Genomic DNA, 15111 nt, shown 5'->3' on the forward strand with positions numbered 1-15111 from the left:
GCGGTTATGACACGGGATGGGGCAAAGAAGATCCTGCTGCTTGCTGGCAGCGGTGAGAGCCGGGCGCTGGGCCAGGCGCTGGCTTGGCGCGACGATTTTGATGTCGACATCCGGTTGGCCCGCCAGATGCGTGGGCGAGACTTTCCTGTGCCCGCCACGCTTGGCGGCTTTGGCGGCGACGAGGGCTTTCGGCGCTACCTTGAGGAGACGCAGCCCGATGCGGTGGTGGATGCCACACATCCCTATGCCGAAGCGGTCAGCCTGCGCACGGCGAGAATTGCCGGTGATCTGGGCCTGCCGCTGCTGCACTTTGAGCGCCCGCCCTGGGAGGCCCGGCCCGGCGATGACTGGGTGGAGATTGCCGCTCCCGAAGCGTGCAGCGCGTTGATCCCGCAGAATGCCTGCGTTTTCCTTGGAACCGGGCGAGCCGGGCTGGAGCGCTTTGCTTGCCTTGAGGGGCGCCGCGTGATCTGCCGTCAACTCGACATGGCCGATGGGCCGTTTCCCTTTGAGGGGGGGGAGTTTTTGCTTTCGGTTCCGCCTTTCACGGCGCAGGCGGAGATGAAGCTGTTTCAGCGGCTCGGCGTGGATTGGCTGGTGGTGAAGAACGCGGGCGGCGAGGGTGCGCGGCCCAAGCTGGATGCCGCCCGGGCCATGGGGTTGCCGGTGGCCATGCTGGCCCGCCCGCCAAAGGCGGAAGGGGTGACGCGGGTGGAAACGTTGGAAGCGGCAATGGGCTGGGCCGAGGCGCTGTGAGTGCGGGCGTCGGGCGGATCATTGAAACATCTGACTGTGTGGCCGAGGGCGCGGGCTGGCTTGCCGCCCGTTGCCCCCGGTTGGCCCATGCGCTGGAGGCCTGCGGCGAGGTGCCTCTGCGCCGGAGGGGAGACGGCTTTGAGGCGCTGCTTTCGGCCATTGTCAGCCAGCAGGTGAGCGTGGCCTCTGCGGCGGCGATTTGGGCGCGGGTGGAGGCCGCGGGCTTTGCACACCCGGGCCGCGTGCGGGCGGCGAGCGACGAGGAGTTGCGCGCGGTGGGCCTTTCGCGCCCCAAGGTGCGCTATGCCCGGGCGCTGGCGGAAGCGGAGATAGACTATGCCGCGCTGCGGGGTGCGCCTGACGAGGAGGTGGTGGCGGTGCTCACGGAGGTGCCCGGGATCGGGCGCTGGACGGCGGAGGTTTACGCGATTTTCTCGCTGGGCCGGGCCGATGTGTTTGCCCCCGCCGACCTTGCGTTGCAGGAAGCCGCGCGGATGCTCTACGGCCTGCCGGAGCGGCCCTCGGAGAAGGCTTTGCGCGCGCAGGCCGAGGACTGGAGCCCGTGGCGGGCGGTTGCGGCGCGGCTGTTATGGGCCTACTTCCGGGTGGCGAAACAGCGAGAAGGGATCAGGTAGATGGCGCCGAGAGAGCTGAAGGTGGGGCGGGTTGAGCCGCAGTCGGGTGAGGTTAAGCAGGTGGTGATCTTCCTGCACGGCTACGGGGCCGATGGGAATGACCTGCTTGGGCTGGCCCAGCCGCTGGGGGCGCATATGCCCGACACGCTCTTCCTGGCGCCCGACGCGCCGGAGCCCTGCCGCAACAATCCGATGGGGTTTCAGTGGTTTCCGATCCCGATGATGGATGGGTCCAGTGCGGCGGAAGCGGGTGCGAGCATGGCGCAGTCGGTGGAAGATCTGAACGCCTTTCTCGATGGCGTACTTGAGGCCGAGGGGGTGACGCCCGATCAGGTGGCGCTCATTGGCTTTTCGCAGGGCACGATGATGAGCCTGCACGTCGCCCCGCGCCGGGATTCGCCATTTGCCGGCGTGGTTGGCTTCTCTGGTCGCCTGCTGGAGCCGGAGCGGCTGAAGGCGGAGATGAAGAGCAGCTTCCCGGTGCTCCTGGCCCATGGCGATCAGGATCCGCTGGTGCCTTTTGAGAGCATGGGGCTGGCGGCGGATGCGCTGAAGGCGGCGGGCTTTCCGGTGTATACCTTCACCATGGAGGGCACGCCTCACGGCATCGCGCCCGAGGGCCTGAGTCAGGCCTTCGCCTTCCTGCGGGAGTTTCTGTTGAAGGATGGATAAGACGACGGTCCTCGAATGGCGGGACAAGTGCCGCCCTACGCGGTGAGGCCGCCCGCCGCTCTGCTCGAGCTATTCGAAGTCACCTCTCCCGAGTTCGTCACCGAGACCGCCATTGCCCGGGTCTGGCGGGTGCGGCGGGGCAGAGGGCTGGCGGCGCTGAAGGTTTGGCATGATCCCGGAATGGCGAACGAAGCGGGCGGGGTGGAGTATCTGTCGATCCGCCGTCAGCACGGTGCGGTGCGTCTCTTTGCCCGTGCGGAGGGCGCGGTGCTGATGGAGTGGCTCGACGGGCCGTCGCTTGGTGATCTGGTGCGCGCTGGGCGTGACGGGGAAGCAACGGGGCTGCTGGCGCAGGTGGCCTCGCGGCTTTGGCGGCAGCCGACGGTGTGGCCCGGGGCGCGGGTTGTTAGCGAGGAGGACTGGTGCCGGGCGCTGTTTGCGCTGGAGTTCGGCCCGGCGCTGGGCGCGGAAGATCGGGCGGCGGTGGAGCGGGCGCGGGGGCTGATGCGGCGGCTTATGGAGGGCGCGGGGGACCACATCGCTCTGCATGGGGATTTGCACCATGACAACGTGAAGGATGGCCCGCGTGGCTGGACGGCCTTTGATGCGAAAGGGATCGTGGGGCCGCGGGCCTTTGACCTTGCCAATGCGTTTCGCAATCCGAAGGGGGCGGAGGCGCTCATTGCCGATCCGGCGCGAGCGCGGGCTTTGGCGGCGGTGTTTGCTCCGGCAGCGGGGGTGAGCGAGGCGGAAATGCTGGGCTGGGCGGCGGCGAAGGTGGCGCTTTCGATCTCGTGGCGGGCGCAGGGGCGGCTGGACGCGGACGGGGAATTGGGGCTGTTGCGGATGTTTCTGGAATTGGCAGGGGCGTGATGGTGGGCAGATTCCCCACCCTACGGTGGGGTTGAGTTGGGCTTGGGCTTTGGCGCGCTGGGTGCGGCATTGCAGCAAACAAGGTGCGGCTGGCTGTGGATAACTGTCACGCCCCTGTCACGGAATCGGGCCATTTATCCAACACACACCGCATGTTGCGGGGGTTGCGCGGGGTAAAACCCCAGATATAGTCGGGGAAAGACTCACAGAGCGCGAGACGCAGGCAACGACAGGCAGACGAGCACGGAGAGACGGCACGATGGACGGTGACTTCAGGACGACTTTCGTCAGGGAACCCACAAACCTCAAACACCACCCCGCATTGGTGCTGAACGCCGATTACCGTCCGCTCTCTTACTATCCGCTTTCTCTCTGGCCGTGGCAGGAGGCCATCAAGGCGGCCTGGCTCGACAGGGTGAGTATCATCGCCGAATATGACGAGGTGGTGCGAAGTCCCTCAACCGAGATCAGGATCCCCTCCGTCGTCGTTCTCAAAGACTATGTAAAACCCCAAAAGCGCGTGGCCTTCACGCGCTTTAATTTGTTTTTGAGGGACGAATTTCGCTGTCAGTACTGCGGGGCGAAGGGGGATTTGACCTTTGACCATGTGGTGCCGCGGGCCCGGGGTGGGCGCACCAGCTGGGAAAACGTGGTGGCCGCATGTGCACCCTGCAACCTGCGCAAGGGCTCGCGCCAGCTTGCGCAGACCGGGATGAGCCTGCGCAAGCCGCCCCGCCCGCCCAGCGCGGGGGAGTTGATGAACATGGGCCGCCGCTTCCCGCCGGGCTATCTGCACGACAGCTGGGTGGACTACCTGTATTGGGATGCCGAACTGGAGGCGTGAGGCCCGCAGCGCGGCCCTTCGCTATTGCGCCTTTGGAAAGTCCCGCTCGAAGAGCTTCAACTGCGAGCGGAAAATCACCAAGGCTTCGTCCATCAGCGCGGCGTCGATGCCGGGCCGCAGCGGCAAGCTCATGATTTGCGTCAGCCGCTTGTCTTCCTCCGACCAGACCGCCTTGCAGCAGAAGCTGCGGGCCGTGTAGCGCGCGATGGCTTCGTCGGCTGGTTTCTCGAGAAGCCGCCGCGAGGAGGTTAGCAACAGGAAGCGGCAGCCTGCCGGGTCTTTCTCGTTCTTGCAGCCTTGGTAATAGATCAGGATCAGGCCACCCCTGCCGGGTACGCGGATCACGTGGTGGCCCCCGCTTTTGACGGCGGCGGCATCGCTTCCGAGCGCGCGGATCAGCTGCGCCACATCCTCCGGCTTGCGCACCGTCTGCTCAAGCGGATCGGGCGCGGGCGGGGCCTCGGCGAGGGCCGTGGACAGCTCGGTGATGTAGCGGTGGAAGGTGGCGAGGTTGGCCTTTAGCCGCTCTGGATCCTCGGCCATTTCGGGCCAGACATCGGTGTTGATTGTCACCACCCGCAGGTTGGCTCGCACGTTGTAGGGCAGCTCGGTGTCGCTGATGAAGGCAAACTGCCCATCGTCGTAGATCGCGTTGAACTCCGGCCCGGTCAGGCGACCGGGGTTTTCGACCACGGCTTGTAGGGTGAGGCCGGTGCAGCCCTCGGCCCGGCAGCCGGTGAAGGTGGCGAGGTAGGAGAAGTCTTTGCCGGTGACGAGAAAGCTCTTTTCGGTCTCGGGCAGGCGTGCGCCGCCTTCGGTGTCGGGCTTCATGGTGGCGTCGAGGGCCGCAAGTGTTTCGGTCAGTGCCTCGGGGCTGAAGACGGCGGACAAGCTCTTTGACGGGTCGGGGCGCGGGGTGGCGAGCAGCTCTGTGAGCTGCAAGATGCCGTGCCGCCAGCGGCCGATGGCCTCTTCCAACGCATCGGGCTCGGAAGATTTGAAGGTGGTTTCGATCCGCAGGCTATCGGCTCGGACGGTTATGCGGTGGTGTAGAGGTGGGGCGCTGAAGGCGCTGTAGCGGCCCGTGCTCATCTCGGCTCCGAATGCCCTACCATCCAGATTGGCAATATTGGGCAGGATCGAGGTGATGGTGATGCTGGCGCAGCCCGCTTCATCGCAATCGCCGAACCTCAGGGTGTGCGTGCCTCCTTCCAGCGCCAGCTCATAGGCCGTGATTGTGCCACCGGGGCTTAGGGTGCCTGCGGCGGGGTTGAAGGCGAGGCCGTGCTTGGCGGCGATGTCGGCGAACCCCTCGGGCAAGGTGGCCGGGGCTGTTTCGGCGGCGAGTGGCGCGGTAAGGAGGAGGGTGAGGACCGTGGCGGACAGGGTGTGGCGGAGGAACATGGACTTTCCTTGAATGGCTGGACCGGGCCTGGGCGCACGGTGGGAAGGGTTTGGTTTCAAATCGAGACCGGCGCGCTGAATGAGTGCTGCCGGTCGGGTCGGTGAGCGGGGCGGGGTGTGTGCCCCCGCCCGTGCCTCAGCGCATCAGTTCCTCCAGCGAGAAGCTGCCCACGCCGACGCCAAGCGAGGGCGGGTTTTTGGGGGCGGAGGCGTCAATGTCGGCCTTGCCGATTCCGAGGCCGGGCGCTTTGGGCGCATCGGCGGGGGCTGCGGGGGCCGGTGCGGCGGCGGCCGTGCGCGGGCCGCGCTCGTGCCACTCTGTCAGCATTTTGAAGGCGTTCCCGTGCATCGCGTAGACGGTGGCGACGCTTTCAACGAAATACTCAACCGTCATCGCTTTGCCGAAGGGCAGGGTCATCGTCATATGCACCTTGCCGGGCGCGGGCTGGATCATTTTGCAGCAATAGGAGCGCTGGTTGAAATCCTCCATGTCGGCGGCCTCGAAGGCGGTGGGGTAGTTGTAGCGGGTTTCGAGGGTGATGAAGCGGCAGCCCTTGCCCTGGGTGCAACCTTCGGGGCGCACGATCATCTTGGTGCTTTTGTACTCGGCGAGAAAGGCCCAGGGCGCGTTCATGTCGATCGGCGAAACCTTGAAACCCATTTGGGTGAGGGTGCCGGTGATATCGGCGACATGGACGGGTGAGGACTGGTCGATCATCGGCGGCGCGGATTGGGCCAAGGCCGGTGATGCCAGCGCGAAGCTGAGCAGCGTGGCGCGAGACAGGCGGATCAGGGCAGGGGACATGCGGGGCTCCTGTGAATTGGTCATAAAATCAACTTGTTTCAGTATGACCATGGCCCGGCCCTCGGGCAACGGCGCAGGTGTGACAAATACGTTCATCTTTGCCTCCGAGACGTTCGGCAAGGGGCGGGATTTGCGCACAAGGGCTTGACCTGCAAGGCAGTTTTTGCCACCTCCGGTAGAGCAAATACAGGGATCGAGTGTGCGCGCATGAGTGGAAGAAGTGAGCTTCCGGGGGCGGCAGAGGAACTGGCCGCTCTGATCGAGGCACGCGGCCCCTTGGAGATGAGGGCGCCGGTCACGGCTGCCGAGATCACCCTGCATGAAGGGCGCGTTGCGCCGATCCTGCTGGACCTTTGGGAGGATCACGGCGTGGGCGATCTGGCCGACGGCGGCTTGCGGCTATGCGTGCCCGGCGAGCTGCGCAGCGCGGTTGACAAGCTCTTTTCCGGCGACCCGGATTTCAGCCTTCCCGAAGAGCGTCGGGTGGATGTGCATGCCTTCGCTCATACCGCCTTCGGCAACCTTTTCCTGTGGAGCGAGCGCCACTGGCTGATCTATGTTGATGTCGTGCAGGGCCTTGTAGAGGCGCCTTTTCTGCACCGCCCCGAGAGCCGCAGACAGCCCGACCGGGTGGCGCTGGACTGGGGGCTGGCCGCCGAGGGTCCGCTGCTGGACATGGTTGATAGCGGAGGACAGCCGATGCTGGAGCGCGCGCAGGAGGCCTTTGACCCTTTGCCGCGCATGGTGATCTATGCGCCCGGCGCGGCGGCCAGCGCGGAGCCGATCCCGGACTTTGAAGATCTTTACGCGGCCCATTACCCGGAGTGGCTGGAGGAGCGGGCGGCTTCGAAGGTGTGGTATCTGTCGGATATGGCGACGCGGCGGTTCAACATTCGTGAAATCGGGGCAGCCGCATGAGCCGCCGGGCCGCACGCCTGACGCGCGCCGCCGCTGCGTTGGCCGTGGCACTGCTGGCGGGGTGCCTGGGAGGCGCGGCGCCTTCCGAAATCGAGCTGACGCGCGGCACCTATCGCGCCACGCCCGCCTATTTCACCGAAGTTTCGCTAGACGGCGGGCAATACCTGCCGCTCCCCAGTGCGATGGCGGGCCATGCTGATGAGATGGAGCCGCGCACGCAGAACTCGATGTATCTCGGCTGGCGCGGTGGCAGCGGCAAGGTGCCGGTGCGGGTGAGCTGGGTGGAGCTGTTGAGCGGGCGGGCTTGGGTGGCAGAGACCGCCGTGGACATGGGCGCGCTGGAGCGCAGCGCTTCGGGTGCGGCGCGGATCGGGGTGATCGTTGGGCCGAACGGGCTGCTGCTGGTGGCCAGTGACCCGCTGCCGACCGAGGGCGGGCCACGAAACCTTGCCCGCACCTGCGGCAAGCGCGCGCCGGACAACGACCGCGATCTGCGGGCCGAGACCGGCAGCGAGCCGAAACTCGCGCGCCTGTTCAGCTATAGCTACCCGCCCGTCCCCGAGACCACTGAATGCCCGGAGCCTGCCCGATGAGCGTGACCTCTCGATCCGCCGAAGCCTCTGCCGGGATGGACAATGCCGCAGGCACCGTGGCGCAGAGCTGCCCGAGGGTGACGCTGGAGATTGGCGTGTTTTTCGACGGCACCGGCAACAACGCCGCCAACGTGCGCGGCCCGTCGAGCCGGATTTCCGACAGCTACAACTCGGCGCTCTCCAATGTTGTGCTGCTGCACGACCGTTACATCATCGATTCTGCCAGCTGGCCGCGCAACAGTTGCGGTTACGCGATCAAGCGTGGGGCGATCTACAAGCAGGGGATTGGCACCACCGCCGGAGAATCCGACTGGTGGCCCACCAACAAGTATGGCGCGGCCGTGGGGATGGGGCCGACGGGGGTGGAATCGCGGGTTTATGCCGCCTGCCTCGACGTGGGCACCAAGATCATGGAGCTGTCGCCCGGGGTGGAGCCCGAGGAGGTGGTGCTGGATGTCTTCGGCTTTAGCCGGGGCGCTGCGGCGGCACGGTACTTCGTCAACTGCTTCCGGCAGGGCTACATCGTTTACAACGGGAACAAGGCCTCGCTGCCGGAGGGCCGCAATGTGCGCATCCGCTTTGTCGGGGTCTTCGATACGGTTGCGGCGATCGGGGACGGGACGGATGACGACAACGGCGATGTGAACGTGCATATGAAGACGGCGCAGGCGGATGCGATCATGCATCTGACCGCCGAGCACGAGTATCGCACCAACTTTCGGCTCAACCACAACCACCCGGGCGGCGGCCCCTATCAGGAGTTGCCGGGGGCCCATTCTGACATTGGCGGCGGCTATTCGAGCACCGAGGATGAGGTGTTGGTGGAACGCGCCCGCACCCGCACCTTTTACAGCCGCGAGCAGGCCGAGGCAGCGCGGGCGGTTGATGCGGCGCGGGCGCTTCGGGAGCGGACCTCGCTGGAGAGCTTCTATGTCAGCGAGGGCTGGATTGAGCCGGGCGACCCGCAGGGGGCCTTGCGCAACGAGCCGAGCCAGATCATCGAACGGCGCACGCCGGGCCTCGCGGGGCTGGTTTCGAAGACTTACACCTACACGACAGGCGCATGGCTGAAGCGCGAGGTGCAGCTTGGCCTGTCGCGTATCGCGCTGGCGATCATGCATGACAAGGCGCTTGCCGCCTCGGTTCCGCTGGACGGGCTGCCGGGCACGGAGGCCTACACCATTCCGGGGGATTTGCAGCCAATGGCGACGATCCTGCGCGCGGGAGGCCGCCCGTCAGAGGCAATGAAGCGCACGGCGCTGCGGAAGTTCGGGCACATGTCTTCGAATTATGACAGCATCGGCATGGCCCCTACGCCGGCCCCCAATGGCGCGTCGGGGTTCAAGCGGGTGATCTACTGGAACGAGGCCGGCAAGGCCAAGTAGCGCGCGCTGGCTCAGGCCGCGTTGAAAGCGCCTTGCGCCTCCAAGGCTTCCATGTGCTTGGAAAGCCGGGTGAAGCGCAGCTCGGGCGGGGCGTCATCTGCGAGGATCCGGGCGGCTTTGCCGGTTGGGTCGCGGGTTTCGAACTGCGGGCCGAAGTGCAGCTCCCATGCGCAGCAGGAGAAGAGCGCGGCGAGGTGGCGCAGCCCGTAGCCGTGCATCCGCCGCATGACATCGTCGCACAGCCCGTTGAGCGCGGCCCCCTGATGCGCCTCGGCGGGCTCGGGGAAGGTGGCGCGCAGGCGCTCGGCGATGCCCTCGCAATCGCGCTTCCAGCGCAACGCAGCGAAGGACGAAATATCGCGCTCGGAGAGGGTGAAGATACCGTAGTGTTTGCGCTCTTCGGGCAGGTCGGGGTGGGGGCGGAAGGCTTGCAGCACGGGCGTTGTGCCATCCTTGAGATAGGGAAGAGCGAAGAGGTCGATCTGCCCGGTTTCACGCGGGAAGACCCAGCGGGCCACGGTTTCGGCGCGGTCGGTGAGACCCGCGAGATAAGTGGCCATGGAGCGTGGCTCCCAGAACCGCAGGAAATACCAGCGCTCGTCTTCATCCTGCACCCGCATCAGGCGACGCAGGTGGCGGCGGAGGCCGTCGATGTCGAGCCCGCTGGTGCGCAGCAGGATGCCCGGCTCGGCCCGCCAGTGGCCCAGCACGGTGCCGCCCTCTGGCCCGGCATCGGTGAGCAGGCGGAAGAGCAGGGGGCAGTCCTTTGGCAGTTCGACCAGCCACGGCGCGGCCTCGCCTGCGCTTTCGGCAAGGTCACCGAAGAACAGGCAGCGGCTGTCCAGCTCCAGATTTTCGATGATGGATTGCAGCGCGGGCAGCCGGGCGGCATCAAGCACTGCGAAAAGGCGGGTATCCTTGGTAAAGAGCAGCCGTTCCAGCGTGGGCGGCAGCTTGCGGTCCACATCGGTGGACTGACCGAGAGGGAGGCCGTCGGAGAGGGTCTTTTGTTCGATCATGCTCTGGCGTCCGGTCCCTGCCACTCATCAACGTGGCGGCTTCTAGCAGCAGGGCGGCGAGGGCGAAAGGGGCGCAATGATGTGGGGCCTTGCGTGGCGTTTGCGCCGGGGCCTGTAGGCAAAAGTTGACCGACTGCCTGTGGCGAGGTCTTTCAACCTGCGGATTGCCCAGTGCGGCGTCTGTCTTCCTGTAGCACCGCTTGCCGCCATCTCGCGGGTTGTCGGACCGGGGCAGGGTGCTAGACTTTGGTGAGGTCTGCGGATAAACCGAGGCCGTTAGCGCTAACGCCACCCAAAAGGCACCGTTCCGCAGGGAGATCCCATGGTATCACGCGTCATTCCCGTCGATCCGTTCGACTTGGTGATTTTCGGGGGCACGGGCGACCTTGCGCGGCGCAAGATCCTGCCCGGGCTCTATCGGCGCATGGCTGCGGGGCAGATGCCTGCGGAAGCCCGGATCATCGGCGCGGCCCGCTCCGACCTAGACCGCGCGGGCTATCAGCAGATGGTCAAGGAGGCGATCGAGGAGTTTGGCGACCCCAAGCACGCCAGCGATGTGGCCGGGGTGAGCGACTTTTTGGACCGGCTCGACTATGTGGCGATCGACGCGCGTGGCGAGGCTGGTTGGGAAGAGCTGAAAGGCAAGATGCGGCCCGGTGTGATCGGGGCCTATTACTTCTCGGTCGGTCCGAGCCTGTTTGGTGATCTGGCCGAGCGGCTAAAGAGCCACGGGATTGCCACCGAGCGCAGCCGCATCGTGGTTGAAAAGCCCTTTGGACATGATCTGGCTTCGGCCAAGGCGCTGAATGCCGATCTGGCTGCGCATTTCGACGAAACCCAGATTTACCGGATCGACCATTATCTTGGCAAAGAGACGGTGCAGAACCTGATGGCTGTCCGCTTTGGCAACATGCTCTTCGAGCCGCTGTGGAACAGCCAATATGTTGATCACATTCAGATCACCGTGGCCGAAACGGTCGGCGTGGGCGGGCGCGGCAGCTACTATGACAAGTCGGGCGCGATGCGCGATATGGTGCAGAACCACCTGATGCAGCTGCTCTGCCTGATCGCGATGGAGCCGCCCGCAAAGTTTGACCCGGATGCGGTGCGCGACGAGAAACTGAAGGTGATCCGCGCTCTGGATGAGGTGGACCCCCATCACATCGTTCGTGGCCAGTATGACGAGGGCCCTGACGGCCCCGGCTACCGCGAAGACGTGGAAGACCCGCGCAGCCGCACCGAGAGCTACGTGGCAATGAAGGTGGGCATCTCCAACTGGCGGTGGGCGGGGACGCCATTTTATATGCGCACCGGCAAGCGGCTGAAGGCGCGGGCAAGTGAGATTGCCGTGGTGTTCAAGGATGCCCCGCATTCGATCTTCGGCCCCGAGGCCGGGCTGCACCGCAATATCCTGACGATCCGCCTGCAGCCCAATGAGGGCATGGAGCTTGGCGTCACCATCAAGGAGCCCGGCCCGGGGGGCATGCGCCTGATGGATGTGCCTCTCGACATGTCGTTTGCCGATGCGCTCGGCCCGGATGCCGAGGATGTGCCCGACGCTTACGAGCGGCTGATCATGGATGTGATCCGGGGCAACCAAACGCTCTTCATGCGGGGCGACGAGGTGGAGGCGGCCTGGGCTTGGACCGATCCGATCATCGAGGGCTGGATCAACCGGCATGACGTGCCAAAGACCTATGACGCGGGCAGCACCGGGCCGGAGGATGCGCTGGCGCTGATGCACCGGGACGGGCGCAAGTGGCGGGATATCAAGGTATGAAACTGCGCGAATATCCAGACTCCGAGATGTTGATGATGGATCTGGCCGACCAGATCTCATCGGAGCTGACGATGGCATTGGAAACCCATGAGCAGGCCAGCTTTTGCGTGCCCGGCGGCACAACGCCGGGGCCGGTTTTTGACATGCTGGCGGGGCGCACATCGCTGGAATGGAGCCGGGTGACGGTTTTTCTGAATGACGAGCGCTGGGTGCCCGAAGACAGCCCCCGCTCCAACACCCGGCTGATCCGGCAGCGGCTGTTGACCGGCCCGGCGGAGGCAGCAAACTACGTGCCGCTCTATGCCGAGGCCGAGCGGCCAGAAGATGCGATGGAGGCGTTGGCCGAGGGGATCAAGCCACATCTGCCGATCTCTGTGCTGCTGCTGGGGATGGGGGCGGATTTGCACACGGCCTCGCTCTTCCCCGGTGCGGACCGGCTGAGCGAGGCGCTCTCGGACGATGCGCCGGTGCTGCTTCCGATGCGGGCCGAGGCGGCCGATGAGCCGCGCATCACCCTCTCGGCACCGGTGCTGCAGGGCGCCCTCTCGACCCATATTCTCATCACCGGAGAGGCCAAGCTGGCCGCGCTGCATCGTGCGCGCGGACTCTCGGTGGAGGAGGCGCCGGTGCGCGCGGTTTTGGGTGATGCCACGGTGCATTGGGCACCGTGAACGGGGGGCGTTAAGCCTTCCTGCACTTATTTGACGCAATAGAGGCCGTAAGGCGGATTGAAAGAAGGACGAGAACCCATGTGGGAGAAACTCAAGGCCTATCAGGCTGAACATGCCCGCCGTCCCATCGCCAAGCTTTTCGCCACACCCAACCGGGCCAAGAACTTCTCGGCCCGCTTTGGCGACATGCTTTTTGACTTCTCCAAGACCTCGATCGACACCGAGGCGCTCTGGCTGCTGATGCAACTCGCCGAGGAGGCGGGCGTGGCGGCCAAGCGCGATGCGATGTTTGCCGGTGCTGAGATCAACGACACCGAGGGCCGCGCCGTGCTGCACACCGCGCTGCGCAACATCGACGGCGGCCCGGTGATGGTGGACGGGGCCGATGTGATGCCGGGCGTCAAACAGGTGCTCGGGCGGATGGAGGCCTTTGCCGATGAGGTTCGCGAGGGCCGCTTTGCGGGTGCGGGCGGGCGGATCACCGATGTGGTCAACATAGGGATCGGCGGCTCTGACCTTGGCCCTGCGATGGCCTGCCTTGCGCTCGCGCCCTACCACGACGGGCCGTGCACCCACTTCGTGAGCAATGTGGACGGGGCCGATGTGCACGACACGCTCAGCGGGCTCGACCCCAAGCGCACGCTGGTGATTGTGGCCTCAAAGACCTTCACCACCATCGAAACCATGACCAACGCCGCCACCGCAAAGGCGTGGATGAGCGAGGGCGGGGGCGACCCGAAAGCGCAGTTTGCCGCGCTCTCGACCAACCTTGAGAAGACGGCGGCCTTTGGCATCCCGCCCGAGCGGGTTTTCGGCTTCGAGGATTGGGTGGGGGGGCGCTACTCTGTTTGGGGGCCGATCGGGCTTTCGCTGATGCTGGCGATCGGGCCGACGGGCTTCAAGGCCTTCCTGCGCGGCGGGCAGGCGATGGACAGGCACTTCCGCGCCGCCGAGTTCAAAGAAAATCTGCCGGTGCTGCTTGCCCTCGTTGGCATCTGGCACCACCAACTGTGCGGCTACCCCACCCGCGCGGTGCTGCCCTATGATCAGCGGCTGGCGCGGCTTCCGGCCTACCTCCAGCAGTTGGAGATGGAGAGCAACGGCAAGCGGGTGCGGATGGATGGCGAGAAACTGAAGGTGCCCTCCGGCCCCGTGGTTTGGGGCGAGCCGGGCACCAACGGGCAGCACGCTTTCTATCAGCTGATCCATCAGGGCACCGGTGTGGTGCCCTGCGAGTTCATGGTTGCCGCGCGGGGGCATGAGAGCGAGTTGGCACATCAGCATGAGTTGCTGATCTCCAATTGTCTCGCTCAGGCCGAGGCGCTGATGAACGGGCGGTCACTTAAGGAGGCCACCGCGCTGATGGCCGCCAAGGGCTTTGAAGGCGAGGAGCTGGAGCGGCAGGCGCGCCACCGTGTCTTCCCCGGCTCACGCCCCTCCACCATGCTGCTCTACCCCGAGCTGACGCCAGAGGTGTTGGGCATGATCATCGCGCTCTATGAGCATCGGGTCTTCGTGGAGGGTGCTATCCTGGGCATCAACAGCTTTGACCAATGGGGCGTGGAACTGGGCAAGGAACTGGCGCTGGCGCTGCAGCCCGTTGTGGCGGGTGAGGCCGACGGGGCAGACAAGGATGACAGCACCCGGATGCTGGTGGATTATATCCGCATGCGGCGGTGAGCCATTCTGCCCCGGCCTGCGACGCAGCCGGGGCGATGCGCCTCATTCGGCGCGGATATTTTCACTCTCTTCAACCGTTACTTCGACCGGCTCTTCCACCTCGACCGCGGCGACCACTTCGGCCGGTGCGGGCTCTGCCCGGGTGGGGTGATCGACCTTGGGGTTACAGCCGCTCGAATAGACGGTGCGGGCGGGGTTGATCGGCATCTGTGTGGCCAACCATGTCAGCGCCTTGTCGCGGGAGTAGGTGGCATTTTCAGAAAGCCCGGCAGCCCCGGAGGGGTGATAGCTGCGCCCTTGGGCGGTTGTCACCCAGAGGCCACTTACATATTTGCCGCCGCCGACATGGGCGTTGCAGCGCTGAATCAGCACATCGCCGGCCATGGCGGGGGCAGAGAGCGCGAGAAGGGTGGGGAGGGTCAGGGAAATCCTGGTCATGTTATCTGTCCTGTTGATCAAAATTGGCAACGCGCCGCTGAAATCAGTTGCGGCGCAGGACAGAGGGTAGCAGTAGCCGCACGCCGGCGGTTGCGAGAAATCTGTTAAAAAAGCGTTAAGGGGAGCCGGGGGAGGGCTGGAGCGGGTAGCGGGAATCGAACCCGCGCGTTCAGCTTGGGAAGCTGACAGGCTACCATTACATCATACCCGCCGCGAAGGCTGAGATACGTCTCGGTGGGGGCGTCGTCAAGGTTGGAAAAAGAGGCGGGGCGGAGGGGCAGGGCCTGACCTGCCACGCTCCACCCCGCAAGGTCCGGCGCGGGGTGCATCCCCCGGCCCGCGGAGATGTCGGGCCATTCAGGGGAGGATGACTGGGGGAATGCCGCCCGTCAGCCGCCGGAGGGAGAACTCAGTCTTCGCCGGGCATGCCGTCGAGCTTCATGCCGTCGCGGGTGGGAGATTTCACCACGTCCTTGGTGCCCGAGATCGTGCCGCGCTCCTTGATGTTCGAGGTGGAGCCGGTGCCAGAGCCAGAGCCGGTGCCGGAGGCAAGCGCCGGGGCGGCGGCGAGGGTGAGGGCGGTGAGGGCGGTGATAAAGGTCTTGGTCATCGGGATAACTCCTTGAAAATGTTTCACT

Annotated in this window: 16 protein-coding genes and 1 tRNA gene; 11 read left to right on the top strand and 6 right to left on the bottom strand. The window is 65.5% G+C overall.

Features of this window, described 5'->3' with window-relative positions:
- Positions 1-6 precede the first annotated feature (6 nt).
- The 5 genes from FHY55_RS09550 to FHY55_RS09570 all read left to right on the top strand — a co-directional run bounded on the left by FHY55_RS09550 (position 7) and on the right by FHY55_RS09570 (position 3780).
- Positions 7-756: a precorrin-6A/cobalt-precorrin-6A reductase gene (locus FHY55_RS09550; protein WP_140016066.1), complete on the top strand. Its 750-nt coding sequence runs from the start codon at positions 7-9 to the stop codon at positions 754-756.
- Positions 753-1391, top strand: a complete 639-nt coding sequence (locus FHY55_RS09555; RefSeq protein ID WP_140013974.1) for a DNA-3-methyladenine glycosylase — start codon at positions 753-755, stop codon at positions 1389-1391. Before FHY55_RS09550 ends, FHY55_RS09555 begins: the two co-directional genes overlap by 4 nt.
- Positions 1392-2063: an alpha/beta hydrolase gene (locus FHY55_RS09560; protein ID WP_140013975.1), complete on the top strand. Its 672-nt coding sequence runs from the start codon at positions 1392-1394 to the stop codon at positions 2061-2063.
- A 15-nt stretch (positions 2064-2078) separates the two neighbouring features.
- Entirely contained in the window at positions 2079-2936 is an 858-nt protein-coding gene (locus tag FHY55_RS09565; protein ID WP_140013976.1) for an aminoglycoside phosphotransferase family protein, read from the top strand.
- Positions 2937-3195: 259 nt separating this feature from the next.
- On the top strand, positions 3196-3780 hold the full coding sequence (locus FHY55_RS09570; protein WP_140013977.1) for an HNH endonuclease: 585 nt from the start codon (positions 3196-3198) through the stop codon (positions 3778-3780).
- A gap of 21 nt (positions 3781-3801) precedes the next feature.
- On the opposite strand, the gene FHY55_RS09575 is transcribed toward FHY55_RS09570, so the two are convergent.
- Both FHY55_RS09575 and FHY55_RS09580 read right to left on the bottom strand, forming a co-directional pair.
- A complete protein-coding gene (locus FHY55_RS09575) occupies positions 3802-5184 on the bottom strand; it encodes a hypothetical protein (protein ID WP_140013978.1) in 1383 nt (460 codons plus the stop codon).
- Between the two features lie 136 nt (positions 5185-5320).
- Positions 5321-5989, bottom strand: a complete 669-nt coding sequence (locus FHY55_RS09580) for a hypothetical protein (protein ID WP_140013979.1) — start codon at positions 5987-5989, stop codon at positions 5321-5323.
- Positions 5990-6196: 207 nt separating this feature from the next.
- Here FHY55_RS09580 and FHY55_RS09585 point away from each other — a divergent pair, with 207 nt between their 5' ends.
- The 3 genes from FHY55_RS09585 to FHY55_RS09595 are packed head-to-tail and all read left to right on the top strand — an operon-like array spanning position 6197 to position 8885.
- Positions 6197-6907, top strand: a complete 711-nt coding sequence (locus FHY55_RS09585; protein WP_140013980.1) for a GAD-like domain-containing protein — start codon at positions 6197-6199, stop codon at positions 6905-6907.
- Complete coding sequence (locus FHY55_RS09590) at positions 6904-7500, top strand: hypothetical protein (RefSeq protein WP_140013981.1); 597 nt, start codon at positions 6904-6906, stop codon at positions 7498-7500. Before FHY55_RS09585 ends, FHY55_RS09590 begins: the two co-directional genes overlap by 4 nt.
- Positions 7497-8885, top strand: a complete 1389-nt coding sequence (locus FHY55_RS09595) for a DUF2235 domain-containing protein (protein WP_140013982.1) — start codon at positions 7497-7499, stop codon at positions 8883-8885. Before FHY55_RS09590 ends, FHY55_RS09595 begins: the two co-directional genes overlap by 4 nt.
- A gap of 11 nt (positions 8886-8896) precedes the next feature.
- Here the strand turns inward: FHY55_RS09595 and FHY55_RS09600 are convergent, their stop codons facing one another.
- Positions 8897-9904 carry a DUF4123 domain-containing protein gene (locus FHY55_RS09600; protein WP_140013983.1) on the bottom strand — a complete coding sequence of 336 codons (1008 nt, stop codon included), beginning with the start codon at positions 9902-9904 and terminating at the stop codon, positions 8897-8899.
- Between the two features lie 322 nt (positions 9905-10226).
- Here FHY55_RS09600 and zwf point away from each other — a divergent pair, with 322 nt between their 5' ends.
- From zwf to pgi, 3 genes are all read left to right on the top strand, one after another.
- Entirely contained in the window at positions 10227-11684 is a 1458-nt protein-coding gene (gene zwf / locus FHY55_RS09605) for a glucose-6-phosphate dehydrogenase (protein WP_140013984.1), read from the top strand.
- Positions 11681-12355, top strand: a complete 675-nt coding sequence (gene pgl / locus FHY55_RS09610; RefSeq protein ID WP_140013985.1) for a 6-phosphogluconolactonase — start codon at positions 11681-11683, stop codon at positions 12353-12355. The genes zwf and pgl overlap by 4 nt, the downstream gene beginning before the upstream one ends.
- Before the next feature lie 78 nt (positions 12356-12433).
- Positions 12434-14035, top strand: a complete 1602-nt coding sequence (gene pgi / locus FHY55_RS09615; RefSeq protein WP_140013986.1) for a glucose-6-phosphate isomerase — start codon at positions 12434-12436, stop codon at positions 14033-14035.
- A 42-nt stretch (positions 14036-14077) separates the two neighbouring features.
- Here the strand turns inward: pgi and FHY55_RS09620 are convergent, their stop codons facing one another.
- The 3 genes from FHY55_RS09620 to FHY55_RS09630 all read right to left on the bottom strand — a co-directional run bounded on the left by FHY55_RS09620 (position 14078) and on the right by FHY55_RS09630 (position 15083).
- Positions 14078-14473: a hypothetical protein gene (locus FHY55_RS09620; RefSeq protein ID WP_140013987.1), complete on the bottom strand. Its 396-nt coding sequence runs from the start codon at positions 14471-14473 to the stop codon at positions 14078-14080.
- Between the two features lie 137 nt (positions 14474-14610).
- Positions 14611-14684: transfer RNA gene (locus FHY55_RS09625), tRNA-Gly, on the bottom strand.
- A 198-nt stretch (positions 14685-14882) separates the two neighbouring features.
- The gene (locus tag FHY55_RS09630; protein ID WP_140013988.1) at positions 14883-15083 is read right to left on the bottom strand and encodes a hypothetical protein; all 201 of its coding nucleotides are present in this window, start codon (positions 15081-15083) and stop codon (positions 14883-14885) included.
- Between the last annotated feature and the right edge of the window lie 28 nt (positions 15084-15111).

Source organism: Oceanicola sp. D3 (genome assembly GCF_006351965.1).
In the GTDB taxonomy this organism is placed as follows: Bacteria; Pseudomonadota; Alphaproteobacteria; order Rhodobacterales; family Rhodobacteraceae; genus Vannielia.

What these genes read in the sequence shown, in the direction of transcription:
- FHY55_RS09580 (WP_140013979.1), bottom strand. Translation starts at nt 5,989, where the DNA reads ATGTCCCCTGCCCTGATCCGCCTGTCTCGCGCCACGCTGCTCAGCTTC.
- FHY55_RS09620 (WP_140013987.1), bottom strand. Translation starts at nt 14,473, where the DNA reads ATGACCAGGATTTCCCTGACCCTCCCCACCCTTCTCGCGCTCTCTGCC.
- FHY55_RS09600 (WP_140013983.1), bottom strand. Translation starts at nt 9,904, where the DNA reads ATGATCGAACAAAAGACCCTCTCCGACGGCCTCCCTCTCGGTCAGTCC.
- FHY55_RS09585 (WP_140013980.1), top strand. Translation starts at nt 6,197, where the DNA reads ATGAGTGGAAGAAGTGAGCTTCCGGGGGCGGCAGAGGAACTGGCCGCT.
- FHY55_RS09590 (WP_140013981.1), top strand. Translation starts at nt 6,904, where the DNA reads ATGAGCCGCCGGGCCGCACGCCTGACGCGCGCCGCCGCTGCGTTGGCC.
- pgi (WP_140013986.1), top strand. Translation starts at nt 12,434, where the DNA reads ATGTGGGAGAAACTCAAGGCCTATCAGGCTGAACATGCCCGCCGTCCC.
- FHY55_RS09595 (WP_140013982.1), top strand. Translation starts at nt 7,497, where the DNA reads ATGAGCGTGACCTCTCGATCCGCCGAAGCCTCTGCCGGGATGGACAAT.
- zwf (WP_140013984.1), top strand. Translation starts at nt 10,227, where the DNA reads ATGGTATCACGCGTCATTCCCGTCGATCCGTTCGACTTGGTGATTTTC.
- FHY55_RS09630 (WP_140013988.1), bottom strand. Translation starts at nt 15,083, where the DNA reads ATGACCAAGACCTTTATCACCGCCCTCACCGCCCTCACCCTCGCCGCC.
- pgl (WP_140013985.1), top strand. Translation starts at nt 11,681, where the DNA reads ATGAAACTGCGCGAATATCCAGACTCCGAGATGTTGATGATGGATCTG.
- FHY55_RS09565 (WP_140013976.1), top strand. Translation starts at nt 2,079, where the DNA reads ATGGCGGGACAAGTGCCGCCCTACGCGGTGAGGCCGCCCGCCGCTCTG.
- FHY55_RS09560 (WP_140013975.1), top strand. Translation starts at nt 1,392, where the DNA reads ATGGCGCCGAGAGAGCTGAAGGTGGGGCGGGTTGAGCCGCAGTCGGGT.
- FHY55_RS09575 (WP_140013978.1), bottom strand. Translation starts at nt 5,184, where the DNA reads ATGTTCCTCCGCCACACCCTGTCCGCCACGGTCCTCACCCTCCTCCTT.
- FHY55_RS09550 (WP_140016066.1), top strand. Translation starts at nt 7, where the DNA reads ATGACACGGGATGGGGCAAAGAAGATCCTGCTGCTTGCTGGCAGCGGT.
- FHY55_RS09570 (WP_140013977.1), top strand. Translation starts at nt 3,196, where the DNA reads ATGGACGGTGACTTCAGGACGACTTTCGTCAGGGAACCCACAAACCTC.